Origin of the sequence: Sulfitobacter sediminis (assembly GCF_040811725.1) — a bacterium.
GTDB lineage: Bacteria > Pseudomonadota > Alphaproteobacteria > Rhodobacterales > Rhodobacteraceae > Sulfitobacter > Sulfitobacter sediminis.
Genome location: NZ_JBFNXX010000001.1, coordinates 439,729 through 464,465, shown reverse-complemented (window position 1 = coordinate 464,465; position 24,737 = coordinate 439,729). Strand labels below are relative to the sequence as shown.

General features: G+C 62.7%; 36 protein-coding genes. 13 read left to right on the top strand and 23 right to left on the bottom strand.

What is annotated here, in order from left to right; genetic code table 11:
- Complete coding sequence (locus AB2B41_RS02395; RefSeq protein ID WP_367876138.1) at nt 1-717, bottom strand: hypothetical protein; 717 nt, start codon at nt 715-717, stop codon at nt 1-3.
- A gap of 96 nt (nt 718-813) precedes the next feature.
- On the bottom strand, nt 814-1,758 hold the full coding sequence (locus AB2B41_RS02390; RefSeq protein WP_367876137.1) for a helix-turn-helix domain-containing protein: 945 nt from the start codon (nt 1,756-1,758) through the stop codon (nt 814-816).
- 150 nt (nt 1,759-1,908) lie between these two features.
- On the opposite strand from AB2B41_RS02390, the gene AB2B41_RS02385 reads away from it, so the two are divergent.
- Entirely contained in the window at nt 1,909-2,268 is a 360-nt protein-coding gene (locus AB2B41_RS02385) for a helix-turn-helix domain-containing protein (protein ID WP_367876136.1), read from the top strand.
- A 10-nt stretch (nt 2,269-2,278) separates the two neighbouring features.
- On the opposite strand, the gene AB2B41_RS02380 is transcribed toward AB2B41_RS02385, so the two are convergent.
- The gene (locus AB2B41_RS02380) at nt 2,279-3,043 is read right to left on the bottom strand and encodes a sulfite exporter TauE/SafE family protein (protein ID WP_367876135.1); all 765 of its coding nucleotides are present in this window, start codon (nt 3,041-3,043) and stop codon (nt 2,279-2,281) included.
- A 145-nt stretch (nt 3,044-3,188) separates the two neighbouring features.
- Between AB2B41_RS02380 and AB2B41_RS02375 the strand changes: the two genes are divergently transcribed.
- From AB2B41_RS02375 to AB2B41_RS02365, 3 genes are all read left to right on the top strand, one after another.
- Nucleotides 3,189-4,880 carry an acyl-CoA dehydrogenase family protein gene (locus AB2B41_RS02375; RefSeq protein WP_367876134.1) on the top strand — a complete coding sequence of 564 codons (1,692 nt, stop codon included), beginning with the start codon at nt 3,189-3,191 and terminating at the stop codon, nt 4,878-4,880.
- A gap of 114 nt (nt 4,881-4,994) precedes the next feature.
- A complete protein-coding gene (locus tag AB2B41_RS02370; protein WP_367876133.1) occupies nt 4,995-5,525 on the top strand; it encodes a TetR family transcriptional regulator in 531 nt (176 codons plus the stop codon).
- The gene (locus tag AB2B41_RS02365) at nt 5,522-5,926 is read left to right on the top strand and encodes an META domain-containing protein (protein ID WP_367876132.1); all 405 of its coding nucleotides are present in this window, start codon (nt 5,522-5,524) and stop codon (nt 5,924-5,926) included. The genes AB2B41_RS02370 and AB2B41_RS02365 overlap by 4 nt, the downstream gene beginning before the upstream one ends.
- Here the strand turns inward: AB2B41_RS02365 and recO are convergent.
- The 14 genes from recO to folK form a co-directional block, all read right to left on the bottom strand.
- Nucleotides 5,910-6,635 (bottom strand): DNA repair protein RecO, encoded by a 726-nt coding sequence (gene recO, locus AB2B41_RS02360; protein WP_367876131.1) that lies wholly within the window; start codon nt 6,633-6,635, stop codon nt 5,910-5,912. The two genes, AB2B41_RS02365 and recO, sit on opposite strands and share 17 nt — an antisense overlap.
- Nucleotides 6,635-6,964: a DUF1491 family protein gene (locus AB2B41_RS02355; RefSeq protein WP_367876130.1), complete on the bottom strand. Its 330-nt coding sequence runs from the start codon at nt 6,962-6,964 to the stop codon at nt 6,635-6,637. The genes recO and AB2B41_RS02355 overlap by 1 nt, the downstream gene beginning before the upstream one ends.
- Before the next feature lie 73 nt (nt 6,965-7,037).
- Complete coding sequence (gene era, locus AB2B41_RS02350) at nt 7,038-7,946, bottom strand: GTPase Era (protein ID WP_367876129.1); 909 nt, start codon at nt 7,944-7,946, stop codon at nt 7,038-7,040.
- Nucleotides 7,943-8,629 carry a ribonuclease III gene (rnc, locus tag AB2B41_RS02345; protein WP_367876128.1) on the bottom strand — a complete coding sequence of 229 codons (687 nt, stop codon included), beginning with the start codon at nt 8,627-8,629 and terminating at the stop codon, nt 7,943-7,945. The genes era and rnc overlap by 4 nt, the downstream gene beginning before the upstream one ends.
- Nucleotides 8,626-9,462: a signal peptidase I gene (lepB, locus tag AB2B41_RS02340; protein ID WP_367876127.1), complete on the bottom strand. Its 837-nt coding sequence runs from the start codon at nt 9,460-9,462 to the stop codon at nt 8,626-8,628. Before lepB ends, rnc begins: the two co-directional genes overlap by 4 nt.
- A gap of 177 nt (nt 9,463-9,639) precedes the next feature.
- A complete protein-coding gene (gene acpS / locus AB2B41_RS02335; protein ID WP_367876126.1) occupies nt 9,640-10,047 on the bottom strand; it encodes a holo-ACP synthase in 408 nt (135 codons plus the stop codon).
- The gene (locus AB2B41_RS02330; RefSeq protein ID WP_367876125.1) at nt 10,044-10,349 is read right to left on the bottom strand and encodes a type II toxin-antitoxin system RelE/ParE family toxin; all 306 of its coding nucleotides are present in this window, start codon (nt 10,347-10,349) and stop codon (nt 10,044-10,046) included. Before AB2B41_RS02330 ends, acpS begins: the two co-directional genes overlap by 4 nt.
- Nucleotides 10,346-10,606, bottom strand: coding sequence for a type II toxin-antitoxin system ParD family antitoxin (locus tag AB2B41_RS02325; RefSeq protein ID WP_367876124.1), 261 nt, complete (start codon nt 10,604-10,606; stop codon nt 10,346-10,348). The genes AB2B41_RS02330 and AB2B41_RS02325 overlap by 4 nt, the downstream gene beginning before the upstream one ends.
- A 54-nt stretch (nt 10,607-10,660) precedes the next feature.
- Entirely contained in the window at nt 10,661-11,134 is a 474-nt protein-coding gene (locus AB2B41_RS02320) for a nucleoside deaminase (RefSeq protein ID WP_367876123.1), read from the bottom strand.
- Nucleotides 11,131-11,880: a pyridoxine 5'-phosphate synthase gene (locus AB2B41_RS02315; protein WP_367876122.1), complete on the bottom strand. Its 750-nt coding sequence runs from the start codon at nt 11,878-11,880 to the stop codon at nt 11,131-11,133. Before AB2B41_RS02315 ends, AB2B41_RS02320 begins: the two co-directional genes overlap by 4 nt.
- Before the next feature lie 9 nt (nt 11,881-11,889).
- Nucleotides 11,890-12,555, bottom strand: a complete 666-nt coding sequence (locus AB2B41_RS02310; RefSeq protein ID WP_367876121.1) for a DUF2062 domain-containing protein — start codon at nt 12,553-12,555, stop codon at nt 11,890-11,892.
- Nucleotides 12,556-12,612: 57 nt separating this feature from the next.
- Nucleotides 12,613-14,757, bottom strand: a complete 2,145-nt coding sequence (locus AB2B41_RS02305) for a RelA/SpoT family protein (RefSeq protein ID WP_367876120.1) — start codon at nt 14,755-14,757, stop codon at nt 12,613-12,615.
- A 33-nt stretch (nt 14,758-14,790) separates the two neighbouring features.
- Nucleotides 14,791-15,144, bottom strand: coding sequence for a DNA-directed RNA polymerase subunit omega (rpoZ, locus tag AB2B41_RS02300; RefSeq protein ID WP_367876119.1), 354 nt, complete (start codon nt 15,142-15,144; stop codon nt 14,791-14,793).
- Nucleotides 15,145-15,216: 72 nt separating this feature from the next.
- Nucleotides 15,217-15,789: a 2-amino-4-hydroxy-6-hydroxymethyldihydropteridine diphosphokinase gene (gene folK / locus AB2B41_RS02295; protein WP_367876118.1), complete on the bottom strand. Its 573-nt coding sequence runs from the start codon at nt 15,787-15,789 to the stop codon at nt 15,217-15,219.
- A gap of 165 nt (nt 15,790-15,954) precedes the next feature.
- Between folK and AB2B41_RS02290 the strand changes: the two genes are divergently transcribed.
- From AB2B41_RS02290 to AB2B41_RS02255, 8 genes are read left to right on the top strand one after another with little or no spacing between them, the layout of a single operon-like run.
- Nucleotides 15,955-16,509 carry a LabA-like NYN domain-containing protein gene (locus AB2B41_RS02290; RefSeq protein ID WP_367876117.1) on the top strand — a complete coding sequence of 185 codons (555 nt, stop codon included), beginning with the start codon at nt 15,955-15,957 and terminating at the stop codon, nt 16,507-16,509.
- A 49-nt stretch (nt 16,510-16,558) separates the two neighbouring features.
- Nucleotides 16,559-17,509, top strand: a complete 951-nt coding sequence (ispH, locus tag AB2B41_RS02285) for a 4-hydroxy-3-methylbut-2-enyl diphosphate reductase (protein ID WP_367876116.1) — start codon at nt 16,559-16,561, stop codon at nt 17,507-17,509.
- Nucleotides 17,496-18,023: a putative glycolipid-binding domain-containing protein gene (locus AB2B41_RS02280; protein WP_367876115.1), complete on the top strand. Its 528-nt coding sequence runs from the start codon at nt 17,496-17,498 to the stop codon at nt 18,021-18,023. Before ispH ends, AB2B41_RS02280 begins: the two co-directional genes overlap by 14 nt.
- 2 nt (nt 18,024-18,025) lie before the next feature.
- Nucleotides 18,026-18,178: a hypothetical protein gene (locus AB2B41_RS02275; protein WP_367876114.1), complete on the top strand. Its 153-nt coding sequence runs from the start codon at nt 18,026-18,028 to the stop codon at nt 18,176-18,178.
- A 10-nt stretch (nt 18,179-18,188) separates the two neighbouring features.
- The gene (locus tag AB2B41_RS02270) at nt 18,189-18,641 is read left to right on the top strand and encodes a DUF3429 domain-containing protein (protein ID WP_367876113.1); all 453 of its coding nucleotides are present in this window, start codon (nt 18,189-18,191) and stop codon (nt 18,639-18,641) included.
- Nucleotides 18,638-19,231: a class I SAM-dependent DNA methyltransferase gene (locus tag AB2B41_RS02265; protein ID WP_367876112.1), complete on the top strand. Its 594-nt coding sequence runs from the start codon at nt 18,638-18,640 to the stop codon at nt 19,229-19,231. Before AB2B41_RS02270 ends, AB2B41_RS02265 begins: the two co-directional genes overlap by 4 nt.
- Nucleotides 19,224-19,676, top strand: a complete 453-nt coding sequence (gene rnhA / locus AB2B41_RS02260) for a ribonuclease HI (RefSeq protein ID WP_367876111.1) — start codon at nt 19,224-19,226, stop codon at nt 19,674-19,676. The genes AB2B41_RS02265 and rnhA overlap by 8 nt, the downstream gene beginning before the upstream one ends.
- Nucleotides 19,673-20,296, top strand: coding sequence for a trimeric intracellular cation channel family protein (locus AB2B41_RS02255; protein WP_367876110.1), 624 nt, complete (start codon nt 19,673-19,675; stop codon nt 20,294-20,296). The genes rnhA and AB2B41_RS02255 overlap by 4 nt, the downstream gene beginning before the upstream one ends.
- A gap of 43 nt (nt 20,297-20,339) precedes the next feature.
- On the opposite strand, the gene AB2B41_RS02250 is transcribed toward AB2B41_RS02255, so the two are convergent.
- The 5 genes from AB2B41_RS02250 to def (AB2B41_RS02230) all read right to left on the bottom strand — a co-directional run bounded on the left by AB2B41_RS02250 (nt 20,340) and on the right by def (AB2B41_RS02230) (nt 23,069).
- Nucleotides 20,340-20,576, bottom strand: a complete 237-nt coding sequence (locus AB2B41_RS02250; protein WP_367876109.1) for a hypothetical protein — start codon at nt 20,574-20,576, stop codon at nt 20,340-20,342.
- 2 nt (nt 20,577-20,578) lie between these two features.
- Nucleotides 20,579-21,493, bottom strand: a complete 915-nt coding sequence (fmt, locus tag AB2B41_RS02245; RefSeq protein WP_367876108.1) for a methionyl-tRNA formyltransferase — start codon at nt 21,491-21,493, stop codon at nt 20,579-20,581.
- Nucleotides 21,494-21,562: 69 nt separating this feature from the next.
- Entirely contained in the window at nt 21,563-22,060 is a 498-nt protein-coding gene (gene def, locus AB2B41_RS02240) for a peptide deformylase (RefSeq protein WP_367876107.1), read from the bottom strand.
- Entirely contained in the window at nt 22,057-22,554 is a 498-nt protein-coding gene (gene def / locus AB2B41_RS02235; protein WP_367876106.1) for a peptide deformylase, read from the bottom strand. Before def (AB2B41_RS02235) ends, def (AB2B41_RS02240) begins: the two co-directional genes overlap by 4 nt.
- Nucleotides 22,551-23,069: a peptide deformylase gene (gene def, locus AB2B41_RS02230; protein WP_367876105.1), complete on the bottom strand. Its 519-nt coding sequence runs from the start codon at nt 23,067-23,069 to the stop codon at nt 22,551-22,553. The genes def (AB2B41_RS02235) and def (AB2B41_RS02230) overlap by 4 nt, the downstream gene beginning before the upstream one ends.
- A gap of 98 nt (nt 23,070-23,167) precedes the next feature.
- Here def (AB2B41_RS02230) and AB2B41_RS02225 point away from each other — a divergent pair, with 98 nt between their 5' ends.
- Nucleotides 23,168-24,337, top strand: coding sequence for a MalY/PatB family protein (locus AB2B41_RS02225; RefSeq protein WP_367876104.1), 1,170 nt, complete (start codon nt 23,168-23,170; stop codon nt 24,335-24,337).
- Between the two features lie 7 nt (nt 24,338-24,344).
- Here AB2B41_RS02225 and AB2B41_RS02220 read toward each other — a convergent pair whose 3' ends face one another.
- The gene (locus tag AB2B41_RS02220; protein ID WP_367876103.1) at nt 24,345-24,719 is read right to left on the bottom strand and encodes a VOC family protein; all 375 of its coding nucleotides are present in this window, start codon (nt 24,717-24,719) and stop codon (nt 24,345-24,347) included.
- Between the last annotated feature and the right edge of the window lie 18 nt (nt 24,720-24,737).

Genomic DNA, 24,737 nt, shown 5'->3' with positions numbered 1-24,737 from the left:
TCAGGCTGCCCGCTTGACCAGGTCTTCGACCGGGATATCGAGCAGGAACTTGGCATCCTCATCGCTCAGCCATGTCAGGAAGGCCTCGATCGGGTCCTCGCGCCCCGCGACCTGCCAATAGAGCGCACCTGGCTCGTTGTGGAAATAACCCATGCGCTCGGAAAAGCCCTTGAACGCCACCTGGCGCAGCATGAAACCGTAGATGAAGTCGGGGTTCCACCGACGCATGATTTCCAGAAGACCCGTACGCGCCAGCACGGTCGACAGGCCAGTGCCACGATAGGTGCCTTCCTCGGGGTGCATCCAGACCTCGCCGTGGTAGACGACATTACCCTTGATCCTGTGGGCGCCCGGTGTCGCACGGAATCGGGAGTTCTCGAGATCGACACCCGGAAGCGGGGGCGGGAACTTCTGGAAATTCGACATCAGGTGTGTGGCAAGATTGTCATCAGCCAGATGAATCTTTTTCGCCGCTTGCGAGTGAATCAGGTCACCGAATCTGTTTCTGCCGATCAGCCAGAAGGCATCAGCCTTGTTCAGTTCCTGCTTTTTGTAGTCAAAAGGCGCGCCCAGATTCTGAACCGTCCGTTCGGTGCGAATGATCTCGCTATATTCTTCAAAGTTACTACCTATGGTTAATTCAATCCCATGAGACCTCAAGATGTCGCGGCTCGTCGCAATGAATGGGGCGGCATCACGCGGGAATTGAATCGTCATCTGAAGTTCCTTTCACCAATCTTGGTAAAAGGTTAATACAAATGACAAAAAAACACCCGCCTTTTGACAAGTTCCTGCCCAGATTTTGCCGCAATCCTAATTCTGGTCGCTGATCATCCTCTCGAAACGGGCTTCTTCGGGGGGCAGTTCGATCACGTCGACGGGACCCAATTCGCTCATCTGACGCAGGTCGATGCCGGGGATATGTACCTCGTCCACGGGCACCACCAGCGACATGACAGCGGGCGATCTGTCGGGGAAAAATCCGCTCAGTATAAGACGTTGGTAGGCCACGGGCGTCAGCTCTCCCGCCTCGCCGCGGGGCATGCGGGTAAAGACGTGGTCGAGCCGCGCCATCTGCGCCGCCTGCACTTCTTCGAACGCCGCGTAGATCAGATGGGAGAATTCCTCGCCCGCCGGCATCTGGCTGATCGGACGCCCGATGCTGGAACGCGCGTAGTCCTGGCCGAACCAGTTCACGTAAACGGATTTCTGGCCGAACTCGACGCATATCCACCCCAGCTCGGACTGGCGATAGATGATCAGATAGGGACGCACATGGGCCAAGAGCGGACTTTCGATCTCGCCCCCCGCCATCGTCCAGGCACGAAAGGTCTCGCGCAGCAGAATCGAGGAATCCGTCCAGATATTTCCAAGCGGCTGCTGCTGCTGATAGAAATCCCAGTCCTGCACGCTGGCGTGAAGCTGCTGGAGGCCATTGAAAAAACGCGATTGCCCTCGCAGCCACAGCGCCCCCCGCGCCAGGATATCCTTGGCCGAGGGCAGCATGCTCTCTCCCAGCGCGCTCAGCTGATAGCGCCTGTCCTCGACCACGAACAGCGGCGCGCCCATGCATGCCTCAAGATGCGAGATGTGCCGCCGCACCGTCTGGCGTGTGCTGTTCAGTTCATGCACCGCATGACTGAGGTTCAGGGTTGAGGCAAGAGTCACGAACGACCGGATCATTTCGTAAAGCAGGGCGGGTGGCGCGTCGGTCGCGGCCACGGCAGCCATGTTTTCGATGTTCGTTGTTTGGTTCATCACAACCATTGGTAAACAAATCACCCATCAATGCAACAATTATCATCCATTTATGTGTGATTCGTTTCTCAAAATTGAAAAAATCTATGCAATTGAATGGAAACGGGAATCTGGCGATGAAGGTTTCATACACAACCAGAGGTTCTTTCCATGTCTCATCCCGTCGATCTGCACGTCGGACGTAAACTCAAGCAAATCCGTACCTTGCGTCGGCTGTCTCAGACCGACGTGGCACGCAAACTCAACCTGTCATTCCAGCAAATCCAGAAGTACGAGATCGGGTCGAACCGCGTCGCTGCCAGCCGCCTGTTCGAACTCGCCCAGGTACTCGACGTCGAACCCTCCTTCTTCTTCGAGGGCCTGCACGACAACGAAAACATGCCGCCCAAGAACGATGCCGGGCTTGAGATCGTGCATGCGCTTGCCGCGATCAAGGATGAGGATGTCAAATCCCGCATCGTCACCTTCATCGAAGACGTCTCGGGCATGACAGTGGCGCGCCGCGGCTGAAACCGACAGCTCAGAACAGGGACCGGCGGATGAGGTTGGCCCCTGCCACGGCCAGGACGATCAGGGTGGCGCGTCTGAACACCACCTGATCGATCCGGTTCACCACCTTCCCCCCGACCCACATGCCCAATACGGCCGGGGGAATAAGCAAAGCCGAGAATGGCGCCGTCTCGGCCCGAAGGACGCCCGACCCGACATGCGCCCCGACCAGCGCAACGGCTCCCATTCCGTAGATCACGCCCTGTACGCGCATCTGGTCATGTTTGGCGGTGTTCAATGCGGTGAGGTACATCACCGTCGGTGGCCCCCAGACACCAGCAAAGCCGCCCATCACACCGGCCAGCGCGCCCACCGCCGTTTCCAAGACGCGGTTCTGACTCGCAAGATGGAACCGCACCCCGCCAAGCTGCAGCGCAGCATAGCCAAGCGCAGGCACCCCGATCGCAAAAAGCAGCACCTCCTCTGGCACCACGCGCACCAGTTGCGCAGCAATCACCAGCGTGATGCCCCCCGCGATCAGGAAATAGCGGAATTGCGAGATGGATTGCCACGCCGCACGCGGCCCCTGCCCAAGGGCCTGCATGATGTTGGTGATCAGGGTGGGCAGGATCAGCCCGGCAAGTGCCAATTCGGGCGCCAGGAACAGCGTCAGCCCCGAAATGAGCACCAGCGGCATTGCAAAACCCACCACGCCTTTGACGAATCCCGAGCAAAAGGCGATACCCAGTGCAAGCAGCAGATAGACCGGTGATGAAAACGGCAGAAGAGCGTCCATGGCTCTTCTTAGCACCTCTGTTTCCGGGCGCACGGCCTAATTCGTCGCGCAATTTTCGAACAAATTGCCGCAGCAAAACGTATCTTTATTGTGCTGCACCTGCGAAGGCGCTATCTGCATGGCAGAGATTAAAAGGATGGATTCTATGGCACACGACGGTCAGGACATGACGATGGCGCAGGCCCCGGTGATACTGGACGATCTGCTTGGGTTGACCGCGGCTGCCGTGCCCCCGGTCGAGGCGATCCTTGAGAAGGCCAAGACATCCGTGCGCGGAATGGTCAGCGCCGATGGTCGCGTCTCCGCCGCATTGATCGAAGCGCACCAGACTGCCGCCCATGGTCTTGCCTGGCTTGCGACCTATGCGCAGTCGCTCAAGGAAATGCAGCGCTGGGCGCTGGCGCTCAATGAACAAGGCAAGTTCGGCGAGACCGAGCAACTGATCCACCAGATCGCCTTTGGTGAATACCTCTGGCAGATCTACGGCGGCATCCAGATGAACCAGGGCGAGATCCTGCGCCTTCAGGACCTTGGCATGTCGCAGGACGACATGCGCGGCATGATGGAGCCCGCGATCCAGACCCTGACACAGGGCGGCAACACGCAAGCGGCGCGCACCCGACTGGTCGAGTTGATGCAGGAGCATTCCGCCAACATCACCGTCGGCGCCTCCGGCCTAGACGAAGAGCTTGAGATGATCCGAGAGCAGTTCCGCCGCTACGCCGTGGAGAAGGTCGAGCCCTTCGCCCACGAGTGGCACCTCAAGGACGAACTGATCCCGATGGAGGTGATCAACGAACTGGCCGAGATGGGTGTGTTCGGCCTCACGATCCCCGAGGAATTCGGCGGCTTCGGCCTCTCCAAAGCCTCCATGTGCGTCGTCTCCGAGGAACTGTCGCGCGGCTATATCGGCGTCGGCTCGCTCGGCACCCGCTCCGAAATCGCCGCCGAACTGATCATCGCGGGCGGTACGGACGAGCAGAAAGCCAAGTGGCTGCCGCGCATCGCCTCTGCCGAAACCCTGCCCACGGCGGTTTTCACTGAACCCAACACCGGCTCCGACCTCGGCAGCTTGCGCACCCGCGCGGTCAAGGACGAGAACGGCGACTACAAGATCACCGGCAACAAGACATGGATCACCCATGCCGCGCGTACCCATGTGATGACCCTGCTGGCACGCACCGATCCGTCGACGACCGATTACAAGGGCCTGTCCATGTTCCTCGCCGAAAAGACCCCCGGCGATGATGCAAACCCCTTCCCCACCGAAGGCATGACCGGCGGCGAGATCGAGGTGCTGGGCTATCGCGGCATGAAGGAATACGAGCTGGGTTTCGACAACTTCCATGTGAAGGGCGAGAACCTCTTGGGCGGTGAAGAAGGCAAAGGCTTCAAGCAGCTCATGGAAACCTTCGAATCCGCCCGCATCCAGACCGCCGCCCGTGCCATTGGCGTGGCGCAATCCGCGCTCGATATCTCCATGCAATACGCGCAGGACCGCAAGCAGTTCGGCAAGGCGCTGATCAACTTCCCCCGCGTGTCGTCGAAACTCGCCATGATGGCGGTCGAGATCATGGTGGCGCGTCAGCTGACCTACTTCTCTGCCTTCGAAAAAGACGAAGGCCGCCGCTGCGACGTCGAGGCCGGCATGGCAAAGCTGCTCGGCGCCCGCGTGACTTGGGCTGCCGCAGACAACGGTCTGCAAATCCACGGCGGCAACGGTTTCGCGCTTGAGTACAAGATCAGCCGCGTTTTGTGCGACGCCCGCATCCTGAACATCTTCGAAGGTGCCGCCGAGATTCAGGCACAGGTCATCGCGCGGCGCATTCTGGGTTAACCGACGCCGGAAATTCGGGCACCACGAAACATGTGGTGCCTGCTCGGCTTCAATACGCTCAAATAACGCAGGGCGGCGCTTGCGCCCATGCCCGTGCGGGCAGTATCAGGCCTTATGCCACGCAACCGACTCTCGCCTGAGAAATGGATCGATGCTGGCCTCGACGCGCTTGCCGCCTCGGGGCCCGCCGCTCTCGCCGCCGAGCCGCTGGCCCGCAGGCTTGGCACGACCAAGGGGTCTTTCTACTGGCATTTCAAGGACGTGCCGGCATTTCAGTCGGCGTTGATCGACACCTGGCGCACACGCGCTGTGTCGTCGCTCGCGCAGGCCGTGGCAGGCAGTGACAGTCCCGATCAACGTCTCCGCACGCTTGGGCGCAAGGTTCTGCAGGACCGCCAGGAGGCCGCGCTGCGAATCTGGGCGCTCAGCAGCAAGGACGTGGCCGGCATGCTTTCCGAACTGGACACGGAACGGGTCACTTATATCTCGCTCCTGTTGCGCGAGCTTGGCCTCGGCAACCGTGACTTCGCTGTTGCGATGCAGGCCACGCTCGCCGGTTTGCCGCATCTTCCGGCGACAAAGACGCAGGCCCAGCTCGCCGTTTTCGACACGCTGGTCGATACTGTGCTGGCCCTGTCGGAATGAAGCGCGCGCGGTACCTGAGCCTTTGGCTGCCAGCCGCCTTGATGCTTGCCGCGTGCTTCGGGGATGAGACGCTCTATTCCTACGGGGCAGCAGGCAAGACTTGGCGGTTGGTCGAGTTGCGAGACGCGCCCTTTACGTCCGGCGCAACGCTGACCTTTCCGGAACCCGGCCGCATCAGCGGCCAGGCCCCCTGCAATCTTTTCAACGCCACGCAGGAGGCTCCCTACCCCTGGTTTGCTACCGGACCTATCGCCGCAACCCGCATGGCCTGCCCCGATCTGGAGGACGAGCGGGCGTTTCTCGACGCCCTTGCCGCGGCGAGTCTTTCCGAGGTTCTCGGGGATACGCTGATCCTGTCCAATGACGATGGCGTGCTGCTGACCTTCAAATCCGACGGCTGATCGCATCGACAAGACGCGCCCGCGCCTCGGGCAGCGGTTTGTCACCAAGGTTCGCGGCCAGATGTGCGCTCAGGAAATGCCCCGTGGTTTTCAGCGCCAGCGCGATCTCGGCATCTTCGGCGTCCCCCTCGCCCCGCAGCACGTCCGGCAGCGGCAGCAACCTGTCGGCCCATTCCCCCGCGCCTTCGGCCGAGACTGCCCGCCCCGATTTCGGCGAGACAAAGATCAGCCCCTCGGTCGCCCCGGTCACCGCGCAGGAGGACAGATCAAGGCCATAGCCCATCTCTTCCAGCAGCGCCTGTTCCCATTGCAGATAGGCCAGCGGCCAGATGTCCCCCTGCCCCAGAAGATCAAGCAACGCCTCGGTACGTGCATAAAGCGCCGGATGCGGCTCCCTTTCGGGCAGGCAAAAGGACAGGAGCGCCGTCACGGCGTTGAGCCCCGCCAAAGCAAGGCGATCGCCCATCGCGGCAGCAGCGCGGCTGCGCACGGGTTCAACGGTGAAACTGCCGATGTGATCCTCCAGCCGTGCCCGCCAGCTGACGTCCAGTTGTGCACCGGGCTGCAGCATCGGCGCGATCCTGCGGCTTGTCCCTCCCCGCACGACACCGACATGACGCCCCCGCGCGGGCGTGAACATCTCGATGATGGCGGAGGTCTCTCCATGTCGGCGCGTGGCCAGCAGGATGCCCTGATCCCGCCATTCCATCAGGCGAGGCCCTCTTCGTCCAAAAGATGCCTGCCATGCCTGTCCTCGACCTCGATGACCCAGAGATCGGGATCGAAACCGCGCTGGCGGTTGATAACCTCGTCCATATCCGGCTCCGCACCCCTGGCCAGTTCGACCCATCTGCGCTCCCCGCTCATCAGATCGAAGGAGCGCTGAAACACGACCGCCTGACCATCCAGCGTGGACAGCTTGACCAGGACCGCGCCGCCGGTGTCATCGCCATGCGCCACCACGAAGGCAGGGATACCCTGCAAGGACAGCCGGGCCAGATAGGCATCCACCCAGAACCGCGTCGTCAGTCTTGGCACAGCCCCTGCCCTTCATCTTTCCAATACAACTCCGGTCCGACGCCCCGAACAGGCGCCACGCCGGGGCGGCCCCTCACCCGTTCCCGTCGCGGAAATCCAGCCCCATCTCGGCATACCGCTCCGCCTCGTCGAGCCAGTTCGGCCGCACCTTGACCTGAAGGAACAGATGCACCCGTCGCCCCAGGAATTCTTCCAGCTCTTCCCGCGAGGCCTTGCTGATCGCCTTGATCGTCTCGCCGCCCTTACCCAGCACGATCCCCTTGTGCCCGTCGCGCACCACATAGATCACCTGGTCGATCCGCGCCGAGCCGTCCTTGCGCTCTTCCCAGTTCTCGGTCTCGACCGTCAGCTGGTAGGGAAGTTCCTTGTGGAGGCGCAGGGTGAGCTTTTCGCGGGTCATCTCGGCCGCGATCATCCGCATGGGGAGATCGGCGATCTGATCCTCGGGATAGAGCCACGGGCTCTCAGGCAATTCAGCCGCAAGCCACTTGCGCAGCGCATCGACGCCGTGGCCGCGCTCGGCAGAGATCATGAAGGTCTCCTCGAAGGGAAAGCGGTCGTTCAGATCCTTCGTCAACGCCAGCAATGCCGGCGCTTCGACCTTGTCGATCTTGTTGATCGCCAGCGCCACCCGGCGCCCCTGCGCCACGTCGCCCAGGCCCTCAAGGATGCGTTCAACCCCTTCGGTCACACCGCGATGCGCCTCGACCAGCAGGACGATGATATCGGCGTCCGCAGCTCCGCCCCATGCAGCCGCCACCATGGCGCGGTCCAGACGGCGGCGCGGTTGGAACAGGCCCGGTGTATCGACGAAAACGATCTGGCTGTCACCCTCTATCGCGACGCCCCGGATGCGTGCGCGGGTGGTCTGGACCTTATGCGTGACAATCGACACTTTCGCGCCAACCATAAGGTTCAGTAGTGTGGATTTGCCCGCGTTCGGCTCTCCGATCAGGGCCACGAAACCGGCGCGGGTGGTCATGCATCATTCTCCAGTTGCGCCAGCAATGTGCTGGCCGCCGCCTGTTCAGCGGCCCGTTTGGACGCCGCAGTCGCCTGCGCCTCTGTCCCGTTCTCCAACCGCGCGGCAATGGTGAACTGCGGTGCGTGATCCGGGCCCGTGCGTTTGATCTGAACGTACTTCGGCGGGTTCAGCTTGCGCGCCTGCGCCCATTCCTGCAAGGCCGTCTTGGCATCGCGTGCGTCGTCCTCGACCGATGCGATCCGTTTGCCCCATAGCCGCAGCACCAGCGCCCGCGCCGCTTCGAACCCGCCATCGAGATAGACCGCCGCGATCACCGCCTCGATGGCGTCGCCCAGCAGCGCCTGCTTGCGCCTGCCACCCGAAATCATCTCGGACCGGCCCAGTTTCAGGACCTTGCCGAGATCGATCTCGCGCGCCACGTCCGCGCAGGTTTCCTTGCGCACCAGCGCATTGAATCGCGGGGCAAGCTGACCTTCCGAGGCATCGGGATCGACCTCGATCAGCGCCTGCGCCATGACGAGGCCCAGGACCCGATCGCCCAGAAATTCAAGTAACTGGTTGTCGTCGCGGTTGGCAGAAGACATGGAGGCGTGGGTCACCGCGCGGCTCAGAAGCGCAGGGTCGGCAAAGCTGTGTCCGATGCGCCCTTCGAAGGCCTTGAGATCCGCGCTGAGCTTCATTCAACCGCTTTGAAGAAACGGTCGCCGCGCCACGTCCAGAAGAACAGCATAGAGCGCCCGGCAGAGCTGAACATGATCCGATCAGCCCGGCCAATGAGGTTTTCGTAAGGCACGAAACCGACGCCACCCACCTGCTGCGCAAGACGGCTGTCGGCGGAGTTGTCGCGGTTGTCCCCGATAAAGAAGTAATGACCTTCTGGTACCGTGTAGAGGCCGGTGTTGTCGGACTGCTGGTTGGCGATGTTGAGAATCGGGTAAGAGACGCCGTTGGGAAGCGTTTCGATCTGGCGCGACTTGATGCAGGTCCCGCCCTCACCCACCGGTCCGTTCTCGCACCTTGGCCGCAGACGTTGCGGGCCCTGCGCCGCCATCTCTTCTTCGAAAGTGCCGTCATCCTCGAGCCTGACCGCTTCCCCGTTTATATAGGTCACACCCTGCGTGACCTGCACGGTGTCGCCGGGCATCCCGATCAGCCGCTTGATGTAGTCACGGCCCGAAACGGGATGACGGAAGACGACGACATCGCCGCGCTCCGGTTCACCTCCCCAGAGGCGGGAATTGTCGCCATCGGCGAAACCGCAGATGTCCTTGGCATCGATCTCGATACCGATGCTGGGCAACATCAGGCTGGGACAGGAAGCATATGAATAGCCGTAGGCCATCTTGTTCACGAAAAGGAAATCCCCGATCAGCAAGGTTTCCTTCATCGACCCGGAAGGGATCCAGAAAGGCTGAAAGAACAGCGTACGGAAGATGCCCGCAATCAGCAGCGCGTAGACGATCGTCTTGATCGTCTCGATGAAGGCGTTGCCCGATTTTTCCTTGTCGGCCATGCGGCGTCCCTTCCGTGGAAATTTAAGCGTACATGCGGGTGGGGGGCGATACTGTCAAGGTGGGGAAGGCGATGGACGCTGCGCGGCTGCGGGGCAGACTGGCCTGGCACCAAGCGCCGAAAAGGGGATGTCTCTGCCCACTACCTGTAGGCCATGAATCTGCCATGATCCCTGTCATCATCCCAGCCCGATGGGTCGCGCCTCAATCAGAACAAATGCCTGCGCCCAGGGGTGATCGTCAGTCAGCGTGACGTGGATGATCGCCTCGTGCCCCGGCGGTGTCATCTGGTCCAGCCGCTCACGCGCCCATCCGGTAACCTCCATCACCGGCTGGCCCGTGCGAAGGTTGCTGACCGCCATGTCCTTCCAGGCGATGCCCATGCGCAGGCCGGTGCCCAGCGCCTTGGAGCAAGCCTCCTTGGCCGCCCAGCGCTTGGCATACGTCCCCGCCACATCGCGGCGCCGCTCGGCCTTCCGCTGCTCGACTTCGGTAAAGACGCGGTTTCGAAAGCGGTCGCCGAACCGGTCGAGGGTGTTCTGGATACGCTCGATATTGGCGAGGTCGGTGCCGATGCCGAGGATCATGATCGGCCTCTAAGTGACGTTTCTACATCCCGGCTTTGGTGCAACACGCCGATGACGTCTATGCCTCCGTCTCGCACCAAGAAGAAAACCGCGTGAGAGCCTTCGACGAAGCAGCGATATCCTGGGGTGATGTCATCTCTCTTTCTTCCCAAGTCCGGGTTCTCGGCAAGCCAGGTGAAACGCTCATCGATCTTTCTGAGGTAGACCTCCATCTGCATCTCGCCCCAAGCGTTCAATGTGTAAGCCGCTATCTCATCGAGATCGGCAGCGGCCCGGGAGGTGACGTTGTAAGACGACGTCATACGGGTGACTTGGCCCGGTCCTTCGCACGGGTAATGACATTTTCAATGGAGAAGTCCTCAACGAACGCCACAGCTTCTGCCTGCCTCTGACCTTCGGCGAGGTGATCGCGCAATGCCTGAAGCTTTTGCGCCTCATCCTCCATCCGGCGCAGCGCCTCGCGGACGACCTCGCTGGCCGAGCCGTAGCGGCCTGTCGCAACCTGCTGTTTGATGAATTCGTCCCAGTGCGGTCCGAGGCTGAAGCTGGTGGTGGCCATGTTGCGTTCTCGAGAAGTTATTCATTTTGAATATACGCCCTGACCGGCCCCGGTTCAATCGTCCAGCCGGTAGAGGTGGTTCACCATCTCGGCATGCACCCCGCCCGCGTAGTCGAAGGCCGCGCCGCAGGCGGCGTGGAACTGGGCGAGGCTCAGGTCGGGAAAGCGGAACATCTCGGCGTCGATGTCTTCTTTGCGGGCGGCAAAGATCACGCGGTCGATACCGGCCCAGCGCATCGCGGCAAGGCACATTTCGCAGGGCTGGCAGGAAGCCAGAAGCGTGCAGCCCGACAGGTCGCGACCGCCCAGCGCAGCACCGGCCTTGCCGATGGCGACAACCTCGGCATGGCGGGTGGCGTCCTGGTCCTGGCCCACGGTGTTGCGGCCGCGCACGATCTCGCGGTCGTCCCTGAGGATCGCGGCGGTGAAGGCGGGTTTACCTTCGGACGCGCCGATCTCGACGGCCCAGGCGTTGATTTCGGCGATGATCCGGCGCTCGGTCTCGGTCGGGGTGACCGTGCCGGTCACGCGCGGGCCTCGTCCATCAGGCGGCGCATCTCGCGGATCGCGGGCTTGAGGCCAAGGAAGATCGCCTCGCCGATGAGGAAGTGACCGATGTTCAGCTCGCGCACTTCCGGGAAGGCGGCAACGGGAGAGACGGTGTCGTAGGTCAGGCCGTGGCCCACGTGAACCTCAAGCCCCAGAGAATGGGCGTAGGCGGACATCTCACGCATTTTCTCCAGTTCAATATCCGCCTCGTTGAAGCGGCCCTCGGCGTAGGCGTCGCAATAGGCGCCGCTGTGCAGTTCGATGACCTGCGCGCCGATGCGATGTGCCGCGTCGATCTGGCGCTGATCTGCGGCGATGAAGATCGACACGCGGCTACCCGCCTCGCGCAGGGGGGCGATGAAATGGGCCAGCCGGTTTTCCTCGCGCGCGACCTCAAGCCCGCCTTCGGTGGTCTTTTCCTCTCGCTTTTCGGGCACGATGCAGACGGCGTGGGGTTTGTGGCGCAGCGCGATCTGCTGCATTTCCTCGGTCGCGGCCATCTCGAAGTTGAGCGGGACGGTCAGCATGTCGATCAGCCCTTCGATATCCGCATCCGAGATGTGGCGGCGGTCTTCGCGCAGATGCGCAGTGATGCCGTCGGCGCCCGCCTCTTCGGCCAGTTTGGCGGCGCGCAGGGGGTCGGGGTAGTCGCCGCCGCGCGCGTTGCGCACGGTGGCCACGTGGTCGATGTTCACACCAAGCCGAAGTTTGTCGGATGCAGACATGGCGTTCTCCTATTTGACTTTTTCCGCCTTGCGCTTGGCCTCGGCCTTGGCGGCGGTTTTCTGTTTCAGCGCCTCGAACTTGGCCTTGATCAGGCCCCGGCGGCGTTTCTGGTAGGCGTGCAGGATCGGCACCATCAGGTAATAGGCCGCGGTTGCGCAGATGACGCCAGGGATGATGCCGCCGATAAGGTAGGGGTAGAACACCTCGCGCGAGAAAATAGCGAGGCCGGACCAGTCCATCCGAGCATCGGTGAAGATGGCGATGAAATTGTGCCAAAGGTCGCTGCCGGCATCTGCGAACTTGCGGCTGAGCGCGCGCAGCTCGCCCTCCTCAAGTTCGGTGCCAAGGATCAGGTGACCTGTCTTGAGCGAGGCCAGGGCAATGAAGACAAACGTCAGCGGGTTGCCGACGAAGGTTGCCATGAGCGAGGCGAGGATATTGCCCTTCATCAGCCGGGCGAGGACGGCGGCGACGACAAAGTGCAGACCGAAGAGCGGGGTAAAGGTGACGAAGACACCAGCCCAGACACCGCGCGCGATGCGTTCGGGGCTGTCGGGGAGCCGCTTCATCCGGTGCTTCACGTAGTGAAACGCACGCGTCCAGCCGCCGCGGGGCCAAAGGAATTCGGCCACCGCACGCAGGGTCGGTTTCGGATCGCGGCGTTTGAAAATCAAGTCAGGCTTCCAGTGTTCGTCTCGTCTCGGCCTCAGGGGGCTTAGGCAATGTATCGGTCATCTCGCGGGCGATTGCGCGTCAATTTTGCGATACCTCGAGATGTCCGCCACGTCGCTTTCGGCCTCTAGCGTCAGCATCAGGGAATGAAGATGCGCAACATCCCGTAATGCGACATAGATCAAGAGCCTGTAAAAGTCAGGCTTGCGTTCCAAAAAATGCAAGTCTGAAATATTGGCGGAGGCTTCGCCGATCAAGGTGCAGATACGGCCCAGCACCCCGGCGCCATTGCCGATGGTCAGGTCAATCACCGATTCGTAGACGGCCGGGTGGTTGCCCTCGTGCCAGCGCAGGTCGATCCAGCGTTCCGGCTGGTCCTCGTAGCTGGAGAGCTTCTCGCAGTCGATGGCGTGAACGGTCACGCCCTCTCCGCGGAAGGTGATGCCGACGATGCGTTCCCCCGGCAGGGGGCAGCAGCAGGGGGCCCGGTTGAAGGACTGGCCGGGTTCGAGACCGACAACGGCGCGCTTTTCGTCGATCAGCTCGCCCTCTTTCGGGGCCAGATCGGGGTAGACCGATTGCACCACCTCACGACCCGTGATCTCGGAACTGCCGAGGCTGGCGAGCAGGTCTTCGCCGCCCTTGAAGCGCAGTCGGTTGGCGGCAGTGCGCAGCGCCTTGTCGGTCGCGCGCTTGCCCACTTGGGCAAAGGCCGAACGCGCCAACTCGCGCCCCAGCTTGACGAAGCGCGCGCGGTCTTCCTCGCGCAGGGAACGGCGGATCGCGGATTTCGCCTTGCCGGTGGTCGCGATGTCGAGCCAGGTGGGTTGGGGCGTCTGGCCCTGCGCCCGAATGATCTCGATCGACTGGCCGTTCTTGATGCGCGTCCAGAGCGGCACGCGCATCCCATCAACCTTGGCACCCACGCAGGAATTGCCGATGCGGGTGTGGATCGCGTAGGCAAAGTCGATGGGCGTGGCGCCACGAGGGAGTTTCACCACATCGCCCTTTGGCGTGAAGCAGAAGACCTGGTCGGCGTACATCTCGAGCTTGACGGCCTCGAGGAAATCCTCGTGGTCTTCCTCGGCGTCGAACTGCTCGCTAAGCTGACTGATCCACTTGGCGGGGTCGACGGCGAAGGGGTTCTTGGAGCGCACGCCGTCACGGTAGGACCAGTGCGCGGCCACACCGGTTTCGGCCACGTCGTGCATCTGCTGGGTTCTGATCTGCACTTCGACGATCTTGCCGTCGCGGCCCGACACGGTGGTGTGGATCGACCGGTAGCCGTTCGACTTGGGCTGGCTGATGTAGTCCTTGAACCGCCCCGGCACCGCGCGCCAGCGTTTGTGGATTGCCCCCAGGGCGCGGTAGCAGTCCTCGTCCGAAGCGGTGATGATGCGAAAGCCGTAGATGTCGGAAAGGCGGGAAAAGCTCAGCTCCTTTTCCTGCATCTTGCGCCAGATCGAATAGGGCTTCTTGGCACGGCCGAAAACCTCTGCCTCGATCCCCGCCTTGTCGAGCTCAAGGCGCATGTCGCCGGTGATGCGCTGGATCACGTCGCCGGTTTCCCGCTGGAGCGTGATGAACCGTCGCATGATGCTGGCGCGGCCTTCGGGATTGAGGACCTTGAAGGCCAGGTCCTCAAGCTCTTCGCGCATCCATTGCATACCCATGCGGCCCGCAAGCGGCGCGTAGATATCCATCGTCTCGCGCGCCTTCTTGGCCTGCTTCTCGGGACGCATCGCCTTGATGGTGCGCATGTTGTGCAGACGGTCGGCCAGCTTGACGAGGATGACGCGCAGATCCTTCGACATCGCCATGAAGAGTTTGCGGAAATTCTCGGCTTGCTTGGTCTCTGTCGAGGTCAGCTGCAGGTTGGTCAGCTTGGTGACACCGTCGACAAGCTCGGCCACCTCGGTGCTGAACATACGCTCGACGTCGGGATAGGAGGCACGGGTATCCTCGATCGTGTCGTGCAGCAGCGCGGTGATGATCGTCGCGTCATCGAGGTGCTGTTCGGCCAGAATGGCCGCCACGGCGACGGGATGTGTGAAATAGGGTTCGCCCGAGTGGCGGAACTGGCCCTCGTGCATCTCGCGGCCGAAATCATAGGCCGCGCGGATATGCTTGTCGTTGGTCTTCGGGTTATAGGCGCGGACCAGGGCCACGAGGTCGTCGGCAGTGATTTCAGTGGTATCCAGCATACTGCCTCACGCGTCCCGCTTTGGGGCGCGGGGTCAGCCCTGCCCCTGTGCTGCCATAAGCTGACGCAGCAGCATCTCTTCGGACATGCTGTCCTCTTCGGGCTTGTCCTGTTCGGCCCCCATGAGAAGCGCCATCGCGTCCTCTTCGGGCTCGTCCACTTCGATCTGGCTCTGGTTGCTTTCGATCAGGCGCTCGCGCAGGTCGTCGGCGGCCTGGGTTTCCTCGGCAATCTCGCGCAGGGAGACGACGGGGTTCTTGTCGTTGTCGCGATCCACGGTCACGGGAGAACCGGCAGAGATTTCACGCGCACGATGCGCGGCAAGCATGACAAGCTCGAAGCGGTTCGGAACCTTGTCTACGCAATCTTCGACGGTGACGCGGGCCATGGAAATCTCCAATATCTCAAAAAGCGGTCAGAAGACTGCTATCTAGGGCGCTTTGGCCCGATTTACAAGCCGTTATTCCAGGCGTTTGACCGCTGCGACATCGGCCGGATCGAGCGCTGCACACATCTTGCGAACGCTCTGGCCCAGAACCGGATGCACCCAGTCGGGCGCGATGTCGGCAAGGGGGACGAGAACGAAGGCGCGGTCCTGAAGGCGGGGGTGCGGGAGGATCAGTTCGTCGGGGGCGAGGCTGCCCTGTTGATCGGGGGGCAGGTTGCGCCAACGGGCATGTGTTTCAGGGTCGGGCAAGACGGTATCGCCGAACGCGATGAGATCGAGGTCGAGTGTGCGCTGGCCCCAGCGGGTGCTGCGGGTACGGCCGAGATCGGCCTCGACCGCGTGGAAAATGTCCAGCGTTTCCCGAGGCGACCAGTCTGCGCTGATACTTGCCGCCGCGTTGACGAAATCAGGTCCGTTCCCCGCCGGATAGGCGGGCGTGCTATAAAAGGCACTGACAGCGCGAATCGCCGCGCCTTTTTCGGAGAGTTGGTTCAGCGCCGCCCGCAGGGTTTCAGCGGGCGCGCCCGCAGGTGACGCAAGGTTAGCGCCGAGAGCTAAGTATATGCTTTCCTGTTTAACGGGCATTTTTGCGACCATTTTCCCCGTGATCCGGGCTTGCAGCACTGTCAAAAATCACTAGGTAAGCGCACGTGTGTGCGAACCTGATTTACATTTATGCGTTTTAACGGTCCTGCACCACGTCCGATAAAGTGTGAACGAGTGACGGCAGTACCGCCGAGAGGATAGTTTATGTTTTACAAAGATGAGCGGCTCGCGCTCTTTATTGACGGCTCCAACCTTTATGCCGCCGCCAAGACATTGGGCTTCGACATCGACTACAAGCTTTTGCGGCACGAATTCATGCGCCGCGGCAAGCTGTTGCGCGCTTTCTACTACACCGCTCTCCTCGAAAACGACGAATACTCACCCATCCGTCCGCTGGTGGACTGGCTGAACTACAACGGCTTCACCATGGTCACCAAGCCGGCCAAGGAATACACCGACAGCATGGGCCGGCGGAAGGTGAAGGGGAACATGGACATCGAACTGGCTGTCGATGCGATGGAACTGGCCCCTCATGTCGATCACATCGTGATCTTTTCAGGTGACGGCGATTTCCGCCCGCTGGTGGAAAGCCTGCAGCGCCAGGGTGTGCGCGTGTCCTGTGTGTCCACCATTCGCAGCCAGCCGCCGATGATTTCGGACGACCTGCGGCGCCAGGTCGACAATTTCATCGAGTTGGAAGACCTGCGCGAGGTGATCGGCCGCCCGCCCCGCGACCAGGACAGCAGCCGCGACGATTGATCCCGCCCCGCCAAGCGATTAGGTCTGGTTCGAGCGAAGGAGCCCGACCATGACAAAGCCCCCTTTGACCCTCTATCTTGCCGCACCGCGCGGATTCTGCGCGGGCGTTGATCGCGCGATCAAGATTGTCGAGATGGCGCTGGAAAAATGGGGCGCGCCCGTCTACGTGCGCCACGAGATCGTGCACAACAAGTTCGTTGTGGATGGCTTGCGCGACAAGGGCGCGGTTTTTGTCGAAGAGCTGAGCGAATGCCCCGACGACCGGCCGGTGATCTTTTCCGCCCACGGTGTGCCCAAATCCGTCCCCCAAGCGGCGCAGGCGCGCGAAATGGTGTTTGTTGACGCCACCTGCCCGCTGGTCAGCAAGGTGCATATCGAGGCGCAGCGCCACGCCGACAACGGTTTGCAGATGATCATGATCGGCCACGCGGGCCACCCCGAAACCATCGGCACGATGGGGCAATTGCCCGATGGCGACGTGCTTCTTGTGGAGACACCCGAGGATGTCGCCACCGTCAAGGTGCGCGACCCCGAGAGGTTGGCCTATGTGACCCAGACGACGCTCAGCGTCGATGACACCGCCGAGGTGGTCGCGGCCTTGCAGGCGCGGTTTCCGGCCATCGTCGGGCCGCACAAGGAAGACATCTGCTATGCCACCACCAACCGGCAAGAGGCCGTGAAGGCCATGGCACCCAAGTGCGACGCGATGCTGGTCGTGGGCGCGCCGAATTCGTCGAACTCCAAGCGGCTGGTGGAGGTGGGCACGCGCGCCGGATGCGGCTATGCGCAGCTGGTCCAGCGGGCGGATGACATCGACTGGCGCAGCCTTGAAGGTATTCGCAGCGTCGGGATCACGGCGGGTGCCTCGGCGCCCGAGGTGCTGATCGACGAGGTGATCGACGCCTTCCGCGCGCGCTATGACGTGCGCCAGGAGCTGGTGGAGACCGTCAAGGAAAACGTCGAGTTCAAGGTGCCAAGGGTGCTGCGTGAGCCTGCCTGAGGACTTCGCGGGTGCCATCGTCTGGGAATGGCAGGACGGCACCTTTGACCGTGCGCGGTTCGACCTGACCCCGACCGGATGGGACATAACGGGGCGGCACGGTGAGACCCGCTATGTGATCAAGCTTAACACCGACCACGAGCCGACCTCCCTCGAAGCGACCTGCGGTGACCGGACATTGAGCCTGCGAAGGACCGCCGGGGGCTGGCGCGACGACGACGGCACGCTGCTGCCAAACAGTGCCGGCGCGCGAGACCTTGACCTGGGATGGACGGCTGTCACCAACAGCTTTCCGATCCGCCGTCTGATGGCACGGCGACGGGGTCACGGCCGGTTCGACGTCCTTCTGGTTGCGCTTCCTGATCTCGACACGCGTATCGTGCGCCAAAGCTACGCGCGGGAGGGGAAATTCTGGCTTTACGTGAACCATGACAGCGGATTTTCCGCCCGGCTGGAGGTGGACAATCACGGTCTGGTGATCGACTATCCGGGACTGTGCACCAGACGGGACTGACCATGATTACACTGCAATTTCTCTTGATGGCACTGGTGGCCATCGTGGTCCCCGGGACCGGTCTGGTCTACACGTTAACCCCTGCCCTTGGTGGTGGGTGGCGGGCTGTGCCCAGGGCCGTCATTCCCGAACGCTCTGCCATCGAACTCGCCTGAGGCCCGCTTTATGATCCGTATCCCGCCCGCTGCCCTGCTTCTTGGTTTTGCTGGCCTCGTCCCCTTCGTCTGGGGGGCTATCCTCGTGCTCGATTTTCCGGGCCCCGCCAACGCGCCGCTGCCGGAGGTCCTGCTGGGTGACGGGCGGCTGATTATGATCCGTTACGGCGGTATCATCCTGCCCTTCATGGCCGGTGTCCTTTGGGGGTTTGCGACCAAGGCCAGCGGCGCACAGGCCGCCGTCGGATATATCCTGTCGGTGATACCGGCGCTCTGGTGGTTCTTCATGCCCGGTTCCGGCGTGACAAGCGCACTCACAAATCTCGCCACCGGTTTCGTGGGCGTTCTGCTCATCGATTACGCCTTTCACCGCTGGGAACTCGCACCGCCCTGGTGGATGACGCTGCGCATCCAGCTGACGGTAATCGTGGTGATCTGCCTTGGCATCGGGATATTCATGTGAGCGACAGAGGCACGCTCAACGTTTACGCGCGCAAGGCGGAGGAATACCTGGAGGTGACCCGCGAAGCGGCTACCGCCGACCCGCTCCTTGCCGCTTTCATTGCCGATCTGCCCGACCGGTCGAGGGTGCTTGACCTGGGCTGCGGACCCGGTCTTTGTGCGGCCGCGATGGCGGCGGCGGGACATGAGGCCATCGCCATGGACGCGGTGCCCGAGATGGTGGCCCTTGCCGCAGAGCATCCCGGTGTCAACGCACGCATTGGCACCTTCGACGACATCGAGGGCGACGGAGCCTATGACGGTGTCTGGGCCAATTTCAGCCTGCTGCATGCGCCACGTGCGGATCTGCCCCGCCACCTGGCCGCGATCCGCCGCGCCCTGAAGCCTGGGGGACTGTTCCACATCGCGCTCAAGACCGGGACGGGCGAGAAACGGGACGATCTGGGGCGGTACTATGCCTACTACACCAGCGACGAACTTACCGCTCTGCTTGAGAAGGCAGGCTTTACCGTGACCGGCCACTCTACCGGACGCGACCGTGGCCTTGACGGGGCGCTGTCAGACTGGGTGGCGCTGCGCGCCCATGCCTGAGCTTTACGCCTATACCGACGGGGCCTGTTCGGGCAATCCCGGACCGGGGGGCTGGGGCGTGGTCATGCAGGCCAAGGAGGGCGACAAGGTCGTCAAGGAGCGCGAACTGAACGGCGGAGAGGCGGAGACGACCAACAACCGGATGGAACTGCTGGCCGCGATCAATGCGCTGGAGGCGCTAGCGCGGCCCTCGAAGATCACGATCGTCACGGACAGCAACTACGTCAAGAACGGGATCACCGGCTGGATTTTTGGCTGGAAAAAGAATGGCTGGAAGAACGCGGCGAAGAAGCCCGTGAAGAACGCCGAGCTCTGGCAGCGGCTCGATGCCGCGAACGCCCGGCACGAGGTGACATGGGAATGGGTGAAGGGCCACGCAGGCCATCCCGAGAACGAGCGCGCCGACGAACTGGCGCGCGCGGGCATGAAGCCTTTCAAGCCATGAGCCTTATCGCCCTTCTCGACTACGGATCGGTGCTGATCTTTGCAATCACCGGCGCGCTGGTCGCGAGCCGCGCGCAGCTTGATCTGGTGGGCTTTGCCTTTATCGCGAGCCTCACGGCGCTGGGCGGCGGGACGATCCGCGATCTGCTTCTGGACCGCAACCCGATCTTCTGGATCGCGAACCCCACCTACCTGGCTGTCGCGGCGGCGGCGGCGCTGGTGATCTTCTTTACCGCCCATCTGCTGGAAAGCCGTCTGCGCACGCTGATCTGGCTGGACAGTTTCGCGCTGGCCATTGCCGTGGCGGCGGGGGCCGGTGTCGCCATCGCGCAAGGTCAATCGGCGGTGATCGTGATCCTGATGGGGATGATCACCGGCTGCATGGGCGGGCTGATGCGCGACGTGGTGGTGGGGGATGTGCCAGTGGTGCTGAAACAGGGGGAGCTCTACGTCACCGCCGCCTTCGCAGGGGCGGGAACGGCCGCGCTGGCCAAGCTCTACCTGATCGAAACTCCGCTGGCCCTGCTCGCCTGCGCAGCCGTCACATGGGTTCTGCGCGCAGGCTCCCTGTTCTTCGGCTGGCACCTGCCGGTCTACAAGAGCACACCGCCCAAGAGTTGAGCGGCACCCTCTCGCTTCATTTTTCCAATACAACTCCGACGGATCATCTCCGCCAGTGAAACGGCACGATGATAAGCGCCCCGATGGAAGACACGATGGCGTTCATGCCCGGCGAGGCAAACCCAACGCCGAACATGATACGGACAAAGTAGAACAGGAAGGCCCCGCCGATGCAGATGATGATCGACTGCAGGTAGCCGTTGTGGGTCCAGCCGGTCTTTTCCGACGTGTAGCCCACGATGCCCGCGATGACGACGGTGCCGAAGAGGGTGAGGAACATCGCTAGTCTCCGTTCAGGCGGGTGCCGGGGGCGATCCGTGCGCCGCTTTTGAAGGTCTGCGCATCCTGCGCCGCCTTGCCTGCCCGTTGCAAGCGGTTGAGTTGCACCGCACCCGTGCCGCAGGCGATGCGCAGATCGGTGTCGAGCACCTCTCCGGGGGTGCCATCGCCGCGCGCAAGTCTCGAACCAAGCACCTTGATCCGGGTGCCGTCGAGGTCGAACCAGGCGCCGGGGAACGGGGAGAGGCCCCTGATCTGGCGGTCGATCTCGACCGCCGGGCGGTGCCAGTCGATGCGGGCCTCAGATTTGTCGATCTTCTGGGCGTAGGTGACGCCTTCTTCCGGTTGCGGCGCGGGGATGAGGGTGTCCAGTGTCGCAAGCGCCTCGACGATGGCCTTGGCACCCATGGCGCTCAGCCGGTCGTGGAGGTCAGCAGTGGTTTCGGTCGCGCCGATGTCGGTTTCTCGGCGCAGCAGCACAGGGCCGGTATCGAGACCGGCCTCCATTTGCATGATGCAAACACCGGTTTTTGCGTCGCCCGCCATGATCGCCCGGTGGATGGGGGCGGCCCCGCGCCACCGGGGCAGGAGGCTCGCGTGAATATTGAGGCAGCCGCGCGCGGGGGCATCGAGGATCGCCTGCGGCAGGAGCAGGCCGTAGGCGACGACGACGGCGGCTTCCGGCTGAAGCGCCGCGAAGTCCGCCTGCGCCTCGGGGCTTTTCAGCGAGGCGGGGTGGCGCACCGTCAGGCCCAGTGCCTCGGCGCGGGACTGGACAGGGCTGGGACGGTCCTTCTTGCCACGGCCCGCGGGGCGCGGGGGCTGGGTGTAGACGGCGGCGATCTCGTGACCGGCCTCGACCAGCGCGTCGAGGACGGGAACGGAGAAATCGGGTGTGCCCATGAAGACGAGGCGCATCGGGTCGGGTTCCTTAAGGCGGGGTGGGCGATGCGCCCACCTTACGTAAGGTGGAGGTGTCCTCCACCCTCAGGCGTTCAGTTTCCGCGCGCGGCGCAGCAGCATGTCGCGCTTTGTCTTGCTCAGGTTGTCGAAATACATGCGCCCGTTCAGGTGATCAATCTGGTGCTGCACGCTGGTCGCCTCGAGCCCCACGAAATCGCGGCGGGTGATCACGCCGTTTTCGTCGAGATAGCGCACCGTGACCGCGCGGGGACGGGTGATTTTCGCCGAGACGCCGGGAAGGCAGGGGCTGGCCTCCTCGTGCACGTTCGGCTTGGCGGAGCTTTCGAGGATTTCGGGGTTGGCGAGGCGGATGCGCTTGTCGCGGTCGGTCGAGGCATCGACCACCGCAAGCCGCATCATAACGCCGATCTGGGGCGCGGCGAGGCCGACGCCGGGCATGGCATCCATCGTGTCGATCATGTCTGCCCAAATCGCGTGCACCTCCTCGGTGATCTCCTCGACCGGCCCGGCGGCCGTGCGCAGGCGCTTGTCGGGCCAGCGAAGGATCGGACGGACGGTCATGCGGCCTCGTAATCGGCGATCAGGCTGGCGCGCGTCTCGGGATCGAGATGGTCGAAGGTGACGATCCCGTCGAGGTGGTCGAGTTCGTGCTGGACGCAGACGGCGGCGAAACCGTCGAAGCCCTGCACGTGGCGGGCGCCATCGAGACCGGTCCAGACCATCCGCACCCGTGCGGGGCGGCTGACCTCGGCGCTGACGCCGGGAATGCTGAGGCAGCCCTCGGTCATCGTGGCGCGCTCGTCGCTGACCTCTTGCAGTACCGGGTTGATGCAGACCAAAGGAGCGGGCGCGCCTTCCTTCCAGGTGGTGTCCATGACGAAGAGGCGTTGCATCGCGCCAACCTGCGGTGCGGCAAGGCCGCGGCCGGGGGCGTCGTACATGGTCTCAAGCATGTCTGCGGCAAGCTTTTCGATTTCGGGTGTGATCCCGTCTACCGGGGCGCAGACCTGCGCAAGGCGCGGGTCGGGCCATTTCAGGATCGGCAGAAGGCTCATCCGCGCGCCAGTTCCCGCTTGAGCTTGACCATCTTGCGGGTCATCAACTGGCGCTTCAGTGGCTTGAGGTAGTCGATGAAGAGCTTACCGTCGAGGTGGTCGATCTCGTGCTGGACGCAGGTGGCCCAGAGACCGTCGAAGGTTTCGGACTGCGGATTGCCCTTCTGGTCCATCCATTCGACATCGACGACCTTGGGGCGCGTCACGTCGGCATAGAGATCGGGCAGCGACAGGCAGCCTTCCTCGTACGTGTTCTGTTCGTCGGAGGCCGCCTTGATCACCGGATTGAACATCACCAGTGGGCGGGGGCTTTCTCCCTCTTCCTTCACGCAATCGAGTACGATCAAACGGTTGAGCACACCGACCTGCGGCGCGGCAAGCCCGATGCCCGGTGCCTCGTACATGGTCTTGAGCATATCGTCGGCCAGCACGCGCAGGTCATCGGTCAGGTCGTCGACCGGTGCGGCGACCTTCTTGAGGCGCGGGTCAGGGTGCAGAAGGATATTGCGTTTCATGCGCCCGATGTAGGTGATGCCCCTGCCCCTTGCAAGCGAGGGCTTGCGGCTGGGACGTATCCCGCTAGCTTGTCGCGCAAGACCGGAAGGAGCATCCTATGAGTTTTGACGAGATCATCGACCGCCGCGGCACCCATTGCGCCAAGTGGGACAAGATGGAGCTGCTTTACGGCGTGCCCGCCGACACGGGCATCGCGATGTGGGTGGCGGACATGGATTTCCGGCCGCCGCAGGTCGTGCAGGATGCGCTTCAGAAGATGCTCGATCACGGGGTCTACGGGTATTTCGGGGATGACAGCGCCTATCTGGACGCGATCCGCTGGTGGATGGAGAACCGCCATGGCTGGAAGGTCGAACCGGAGTGGATATTTACCACGCATGGCTTGGTGAACGGGACGGCGCTGTGCGTCGATACCTACACCGACCCGGGCGACGGTATTGTCCTCTTCACACCGGTCTACCATGCCTTTGCCAAGGTCATTAACGCGGCGGGCCGTAAAGTTGTGGAATGCGAGATGCCCAACGTGGATGGACGCTACGAGATGGATTTCGACGCCTGGGACCCGCAGATGACCGGGGCGGAGAAGATGGTGATCCTCTGTTCGCCCCATAATCCCGGAGGTCGGGTCTGGAGCCGCGCGGAATTGCAGGGTGTGGCGGATTTTGCGAAGCGGCATGATCTGATCCTGGTGTCGGATGAGATTCACCATGACCTTGTCATGCCGGGGCACAGCCACACCCCAATGGCGTTGATCGATGGGATCGAGGACCGGCTGATCATGATGACGGCCACCACTAAGACCTTCAACATCGCGGGCAGCCATTCGGGCAACGTGATCATCCCCGACCCCGATCTGCGGGCGAAATTCGGCGCGCGGATGATGGCGCTGGGGCTGTCGCCGAATTCCTTCGGCCTCTTCATGGCGACAGCGGCTTATTCGCCGGAAGGGGCGGCCTGGGTCGATGAACTGGTGCAGTACCTTGATGGGAACCGCAAGCTGTTCGACCAGGCGGTGAACGCGATACCGGGCCTTGCGTCGATGAACCTTGAGGCCACGTACCTTGCCTGGGTGGATTTCGCGGGCACGGGCATGGCGAAGGATGAATTCACGCGCCGGGTTGAGAAAGACGCCTGCATCGCGGTCAACCATGGCCCGACCTTCGGCAAGGGGGGAGAAAGCTTTCTGCGGTTCAACATCGCGACGCCGCGGGCACGGGTGGAGGAAGCCTGCAACAGGCTGACGGACGCCTTCAGGGACCTGCAGTAACCGCGAGTCAGCCTTTCGAAAGGTCTTGCGCCAGCATCAGCGCGTTGCCATCCGGATCGTAGAAGGTGGCGAGACTGACCATGCCTTCCATCGTCTGCGTTTCGCCGTCGAAGGACACGCCTTCGGCCTCGAGTGCCGCGCGCGCAGCGTGGATGTCTGGCGTGCCAAAGACCGGGACGGAATTGCCCGGCTGCGGCTCTCCCTGTTCGCCGAGTCCAAGGACCACGCCCTCGGTTTTCGTGTTGAGCTCGCTCCAACCGACCTCGTCGAGGTGATGCCTCAAGGTGAAACCGAGCATCCGGTTGTACCATTCGGCACTGGCGTGCCGGTCCCTGACCGAAAGTGCGATGGTGATCTGATCATCGAGGGTGACTACGGCCATGGCACTTTCCTTATCGAT

Excerpts from the sequence above, each read along its gene's own strand:
- recO (WP_367876131.1), bottom strand. The coding sequence starts at position 6,635 with ATGGAATGGCGGGATCAGGGCATCCTGCTGGCCACGCGCCGACATGGA.
- AB2B41_RS02275 (WP_367876114.1), top strand. The coding sequence starts at position 18,026 with ATGATTACACTGCAATTTCTCTTGATGGCACTGGTGGCCATCGTGGTC.
- AB2B41_RS02270 (WP_367876113.1), top strand. The coding sequence starts at position 18,189 with ATGATCCGTATCCCGCCCGCTGCCCTGCTTCTTGGTTTTGCTGGCCTC.
- AB2B41_RS02330 (WP_367876125.1), bottom strand. The coding sequence starts at position 10,349 with ATGACGTCGTCTTACAACGTCACCTCCCGGGCCGCTGCCGATCTCGAT.
- AB2B41_RS02290 (WP_367876117.1), top strand. The coding sequence starts at position 15,955 with ATGTTTTACAAAGATGAGCGGCTCGCGCTCTTTATTGACGGCTCCAAC.
- AB2B41_RS02370 (WP_367876133.1), top strand. The coding sequence starts at position 4,995 with ATGCCACGCAACCGACTCTCGCCTGAGAAATGGATCGATGCTGGCCTC.
- AB2B41_RS02255 (WP_367876110.1), top strand. The coding sequence starts at position 19,673 with ATGAGCCTTATCGCCCTTCTCGACTACGGATCGGTGCTGATCTTTGCA.
- AB2B41_RS02220 (WP_367876103.1), bottom strand. The coding sequence starts at position 24,719 with ATGGCCGTAGTCACCCTCGATGATCAGATCACCATCGCACTTTCGGTC.
- AB2B41_RS02365 (WP_367876132.1), top strand. The coding sequence starts at position 5,522 with ATGAAGCGCGCGCGGTACCTGAGCCTTTGGCTGCCAGCCGCCTTGATG.
- AB2B41_RS02395 (WP_367876138.1), bottom strand. The coding sequence starts at position 717 with ATGACGATTCAATTCCCGCGTGATGCCGCCCCATTCATTGCGACGAGC.
- def (WP_367876107.1), bottom strand. The coding sequence starts at position 22,060 with ATGACCGTCCGTCCGATCCTTCGCTGGCCCGACAAGCGCCTGCGCACG.
- fmt (WP_367876108.1), bottom strand. The coding sequence starts at position 21,493 with ATGCGCCTCGTCTTCATGGGCACACCCGATTTCTCCGTTCCCGTCCTC.
- rnhA (WP_367876111.1), top strand. The coding sequence starts at position 19,224 with ATGCCTGAGCTTTACGCCTATACCGACGGGGCCTGTTCGGGCAATCCC.
- folK (WP_367876118.1), bottom strand. The coding sequence starts at position 15,789 with ATGCCCGTTAAACAGGAAAGCATATACTTAGCTCTCGGCGCTAACCTT.
- AB2B41_RS02315 (WP_367876122.1), bottom strand. The coding sequence starts at position 11,880 with ATGTCTGCATCCGACAAACTTCGGCTTGGTGTGAACATCGACCACGTG.
- AB2B41_RS02325 (WP_367876124.1), bottom strand. The coding sequence starts at position 10,606 with ATGGCCACCACCAGCTTCAGCCTCGGACCGCACTGGGACGAATTCATC.
- AB2B41_RS02375 (WP_367876134.1), top strand. The coding sequence starts at position 3,189 with ATGGCACACGACGGTCAGGACATGACGATGGCGCAGGCCCCGGTGATA.
- AB2B41_RS02305 (WP_367876120.1), bottom strand. The coding sequence starts at position 14,757 with ATGCTGGATACCACTGAAATCACTGCCGACGACCTCGTGGCCCTGGTC.
- rnc (WP_367876128.1), bottom strand. The coding sequence starts at position 8,629 with ATGAAGCTCAGCGCGGATCTCAAGGCCTTCGAAGGGCGCATCGGACAC.
- def (WP_367876105.1), bottom strand. The coding sequence starts at position 23,069 with ATGAAACGCAATATCCTTCTGCACCCTGACCCGCGCCTCAAGAAGGTC.
- ispH (WP_367876116.1), top strand. The coding sequence starts at position 16,559 with ATGACAAAGCCCCCTTTGACCCTCTATCTTGCCGCACCGCGCGGATTC.
- AB2B41_RS02385 (WP_367876136.1), top strand. The coding sequence starts at position 1,909 with ATGTCTCATCCCGTCGATCTGCACGTCGGACGTAAACTCAAGCAAATC.
- AB2B41_RS02380 (WP_367876135.1), bottom strand. The coding sequence starts at position 3,043 with ATGGACGCTCTTCTGCCGTTTTCATCACCGGTCTATCTGCTGCTTGCA.
- AB2B41_RS02250 (WP_367876109.1), bottom strand. The coding sequence starts at position 20,576 with ATGTTCCTCACCCTCTTCGGCACCGTCGTCATCGCGGGCATCGTGGGC.
- rpoZ (WP_367876119.1), bottom strand. The coding sequence starts at position 15,144 with ATGGCCCGCGTCACCGTCGAAGATTGCGTAGACAAGGTTCCGAACCGC.
- AB2B41_RS02390 (WP_367876137.1), bottom strand. The coding sequence starts at position 1,758 with ATGAACCAAACAACGAACATCGAAAACATGGCTGCCGTGGCCGCGACC.
- lepB (WP_367876127.1), bottom strand. The coding sequence starts at position 9,462 with ATGGCCGACAAGGAAAAATCGGGCAACGCCTTCATCGAGACGATCAAG.
- era (WP_367876129.1), bottom strand. The coding sequence starts at position 7,946 with ATGACCACCCGCGCCGGTTTCGTGGCCCTGATCGGAGAGCCGAACGCG.
- acpS (WP_367876126.1), bottom strand. The coding sequence starts at position 10,047 with ATGATCCTCGGCATCGGCACCGACCTCGCCAATATCGAGCGTATCCAG.
- AB2B41_RS02225 (WP_367876104.1), top strand. The coding sequence starts at position 23,168 with ATGAGTTTTGACGAGATCATCGACCGCCGCGGCACCCATTGCGCCAAG.
- def (WP_367876106.1), bottom strand. The coding sequence starts at position 22,554 with ATGAGCCTTCTGCCGATCCTGAAATGGCCCGACCCGCGCCTTGCGCAG.